Annotated in this window: 4 protein-coding genes; 3 read left to right on the top strand and 1 reads right to left on the bottom strand. The window is 62.3% G+C overall.

The features are described 5' to 3' along the window. Positions 1-730: ABC transporter permease (locus ACJWXQ_RS10395; protein WP_406672773.1), on the top strand; the 730-nt coding region annotated here is incomplete at its 5' end. A gap of 74 nt (positions 731-804) precedes the next feature. Then, a complete protein-coding gene (locus ACJWXQ_RS10390) occupies positions 805-1,896 on the top strand; it encodes a diguanylate cyclase (RefSeq protein ID WP_346050646.1) in 1,092 nt (363 codons plus the stop codon). Between the two features lie 15 nt (positions 1,897-1,911). Here ACJWXQ_RS10390 and mnmE read toward each other — a convergent pair whose 3' ends face one another. After that, complete coding sequence (mnmE, locus tag ACJWXQ_RS10385; protein ID WP_346050645.1) at positions 1,912-3,255, bottom strand: tRNA uridine-5-carboxymethylaminomethyl(34) synthesis GTPase MnmE; 1,344 nt, start codon at positions 3,253-3,255, stop codon at positions 1,912-1,914. A gap of 116 nt (positions 3,256-3,371) precedes the next feature. Here mnmE and ACJWXQ_RS10380 point away from each other — a divergent pair, with 116 nt between their 5' ends. Next, positions 3,372-4,136: an alpha/beta hydrolase gene (locus ACJWXQ_RS10380; RefSeq protein WP_346050644.1), complete on the top strand. Its 765-nt coding sequence runs from the start codon at positions 3,372-3,374 to the stop codon at positions 4,134-4,136. Positions 4,137-4,383 lie beyond the last annotated feature (247 nt).

The raw sequence follows: 4,383 nt of genomic DNA, 5'->3' as shown, positions 1-4,383 counted from the left end.
GACCGAGCTGCGCCTGCTGGCGCGGGGTATCGATGGCCGCGTCATCAGGCCGCTGCAGTTACAGGAAGTGGACGTGTCCACCCCCGAGACCCGAGGCCTGATGATTGCCGCCATGCTGCCCTATTTCATCCTGCTGACCGTGCTCATGGGCGGCTTTTACCTGGCCATCGACACCACCGCCGGGGAGCGGGAACGGGGTTCCCTGGAACCGCTTCTCAGCACGGCGGCCCGGCGGGGGGAGATCCTGGCGGGCAAGCTGCTCGCAACCGCCACCTTTTCACTGCTGGCACTGGCGATCGTCATTGCGGCCTTCTCGGTGGCATTACGCTTTGTGCCCATGGAGACGGTGGATATGGCCCTCTCCCTGGATCTGGCCACGGCGGTGATGCTGTTTCTGACGGTCTCGCCCTTTGCCTTTCTGGGGGCTGCAGTAATGTGTCTGGTGGCCTCCTTCACCAAGAGCTACAAGGAAGCCCAGACCTGGCTGTCGGTGGTGATGATCGTGCCCCTGGCGCCCATGATCGTGCATTTTGTCCGACCTTTCGAACCCACCATCCTCAATCTGGCGATTCCGGTTCTGGGTCAGCATGTGGCCATGCTTGAGCTGTTGGGGGCGGAAACCCTGCCGGTTCTGGGTCTGGTGCTCAACACCGGGGTGACCCTGGCACTGACTGGCGTGGTGGCCTGGGTAGCCTGGCTGTTCTATCGCCGGGAATCGGTGCTGGGCTGATCCGGGGGAAATCTCCTGCTGGTGGGATGGGGATTCCCGGCCTACACTGTCGCTAAGGGATGACGGGGCTCGCCATGCTGCAATTGCATCGGGATCGCAAACAGGCGTTAAGGGCGCAGCGGGTGTTGCTGGGCCTGGTTGCCTACCTGATGTGGATCGCGGTCGGCATCTACCTGTATTGGATTGATCTGCTCCATATCGGTCCTGCGGGCTTGGGTATCTACTTCCTGCTCATGCTGCTCACCAATGCCGCTTTCCTTGCAGCGGTCCGATGGAATTGGAACCTGCGCTTTCGGGATCCGGGCATGACCCTGGGTCAGATTGCCTGCGGCATCTTCTGGGGGATGGTGCTACTCTCCCAGGCGGCGCCTGAAGCACGCGGCGGCATGTTGCTGGTTTTCGTCACCGGCTTTTTCTTCGGTGTCTTTCGCCTCAATACCCAGCAGTTTCTTGGACTCGCCCTATTCGCATCACTGGCCTACGCCAGCCTGATCCGCGCTGAATGGGCGGATCTCGATGCGGAAACCCGTCAGATTGAGCTGGCACAGTGGGTCTTTCTGAGCCTGATTTTGCTCTGGATGTCCTTCATGGGGGGGTATGTCGCCCGCCTGCGAAGCAATCTTCGTCAGGCCATGGGCCGGATCGAGGAATTGGCCAATCGGGATCACCTCACCGGCACCCGAAATCGACGTGCAATTACCGGCTCATTGGAGGAGGCGGTGGCCCGGGCGGAGACAGAGGGCGAAGTTCTCACTATCGCCATGCTCGATCTGGATCATTTCAAAGCTCACAACGATGACCATGGGCATCTGCTCGGCGATGAACTGCTCAAGCAATTTGTGGAACGGGTGGAACGGGAGCTGCGGGCCGATGACATTATCCGAGGTCAGCAGGATCAACCGCTGGGACGGTTTGGGGGCGAAGAATTTCTGGTGGTCTTGCCAGGTACCGGGCTTGACGGCGGGATGCTGGCGGCGGAGAGGATCCGGCGGGGGATTGCCGAATTGCCGTTCGAGACCGAGGCGGGTGCGGTAGCCATGACGGTCTCCATTGGCCTGACGGAGTGGCGGCCGGGGGATGACTGTGAAAGCCTGCTCAAGCGGGCCGACAAGGCTCTTTATGAAGCCAAGGAAGGGGGACGGAACCAGGTGGTGGCGGCCGAGTGAGAGCGACTGATTGCTCTACTTGCCGATGCAGAAGCTGGAGAATATCCGCCCGAGTAGATCGTCGCTGCTGAATTCGCCGCTGATCTCGCCCAGTGTCTGCTGGGCCAGTCGCAGTTCCTCTGCCAATAGCTCGCCGGCGCGGCTCTCAATCAATTCCGCCTGGCCCGCATCCACATGGGCCCGGGCCCGCTCGATGGCATCGAGATGGCGGCGGCGCGCCATGAATACATCCTCGCCCGCCGGGCGATAGCCGGCCACGGCTTTGAGGCGCTCACTGAGTGCCTGAATACCTTCACCGGTAAGAGCGGAAAGCCCGATACGGCGTCCTTGATCGTCCCGATAACCCGCCGTGCCGCCGCTGAGGTCGATCTTGTTGTGGGCGATGATCACCGGTAGCTGGGGCGGCAGGTCACGACGCAGTTCGGCGATGTCCTCAGGGGACTGGTCATCGACCACCAGCAGGACGCAATCAGCCGTTTCCATGGCCTCGCGGGCCCGACGAATGCCCTCCTGTTCAACCGCATCACCACCCTCGCGCAACCCCGCGGTATCGATCAGGTGGAGGGGCAGGCCATCCAGGTGCACGTATTCCCGCAGGACATCCCGGGTGGTGCCGGGGATATCGGTCACGATGGCGGCATCATGTCCGGCAAGGCGATTGAGCAGGCTGGACTTGCCGGCATTGGGACGACCGGCGAGGACCAGGCGCAGACCTTCACGCATCACCCGACCCTGCTCGGCCCGTTGCATGAGCTGATCGAAGGCTTCCGTGATCTCACTCAACTGCCTTTCCACCCGCTCGTCGGAAAGGAAGTCGATCTCCTCGTCGGGAAAATCGATGGCGGCTTCGACAAAGATCCTCAATTCGATTAGCTGTTCCACCAGGGCGTGAACGGCGCGGGAGAACTCGCCGCTGAGCGATCGGGTGGCGGCACGGGCGGCCTCGGCGGAGCCGGCGTCGATCAGATCGGCCACTGCCTCGGCCTGGGCCAGGTCGAGCTTGTCATTGAGAAAGGCCCGCTCGGAAAACTCACCGGGCCGCGCCGGGCGGGCGCCCAGTGCAATCACGCGTTGTAGCAGCATGTCCAGGATGACCGGCCCGCCGTGGCCCTGAAGCTCGAGGACATCTTCGCCGGTATAGGAGGCCGGGGCGGGGAAATAAAGGATCAATCCCTGATCAATGCTATTTCCTTGAGCGTCCAGAAAATCGGCGAGATGGGCGTGTCTTGGCCGAGGCCTGAAGCCGCAGAGTCGGGCGGCAAATTCGGCCAGGGATGGGCCGGAGAGCCGAACGATGCCGACCCCGCCCCGTCCAGGGGGGGTGGCAATGGCGGCAATGAGGTCCTGGCTGCTCTGCATGGGCCCAGTGTACCGTAAGAGTCGGCGATGCCGGACTGTAACGGGCGGTACCCGTTGGCATCGACTAATGGATTAGGAAGTAGGCGTTTACGAATTTAACAACGAGGCGGCGACAGATGGGGCAGGAAACATTTTCCTTCGAAGGCGATCAGGGGCAACGGCGGGATGGTGTCCTTGAGCAAGGGTCGGGGCCGACGCATGCCTGGGCGGTATTCGCGCATTGTTTCACCTGCGGGAGCAGTTCACTCGGGGCGGTTGCCATTAGCCGAGCGCTGGCGGCGCGGGGCATTGGCGTCTTGCGCTTTGATTTTGCCGGCCTGGGGGAGAGCGAGGGTGAATTTGGCGCCGAAGGGATTGGTGGTGACATTGCGGATCTGAAGGCGGCCAGCCGCGCCATGGCGGAGTCGGGTCGGCCGGTTTCCTTGTTGGTGGGCCATTCCCTTGGGGGTGCGGCCGTGCTGCATGCGGCGGGGGATCTGGATGAGGTCAAGGCGGTGGTGACCTTGGGTGCGCCGGCGGACCCGGCCCATGTCCTTCACTTGCTGGGTGATCAGCGGGAGAAGATCGAGTCGGCGGGCGAGGCGGAGGTCAGGATTGGCGGCCGACCCTTCACGATTCGCAAGCGCTTTATCGACGACATGGAAAACCGGCCATGGCGGGAGCGGATCGCCGATCTCAGGCGACCGTTGCTGGTGATGCACGCGCCAATGGACAATATTGTTTCGGTGAACAATGCGGCGGCGATTTTCCAGGCAGCCAAGCATCCCAAAAGCTTTGTCTCCCTGGATGGGGCGGATCATCTGTTGACCGGGAGAGAGGATGCAGACTGGGCAGCCGATATGATCACGGCGTGGGCCAGACGGTATCTGGCTGACGGTTAGCGACAGGTTTGAAGACGTCAGGCGTCATCGTTTTAGGGAAGCGCGGATGTTCCTAAGTTCAAGGGTTACTGCTGGGATAGCTTCGGCGGGGTGTGTGCCCATTGAGTCCGGTGACGGGTGCGCTCCGGTCCCTGTCCTGGGGGCCTGGCTCAGGGACGTCGTGGACCCGTCCCTGGGGACTCTGCACGCGACATCCTGTCGCTCACAGCCTTGAGCAAGGCCACCAGAACCTGGACCTACTCTTGGG

Source organism: Natronospira sp. (assembly GCF_007134575.1).
GTDB lineage: Bacteria > Pseudomonadota > Gammaproteobacteria > Natronospirales > Natronospiraceae > Natronospira > Natronospira elongata.
This window is presented reverse-complemented; position numbering and strand designations above follow the sequence as displayed.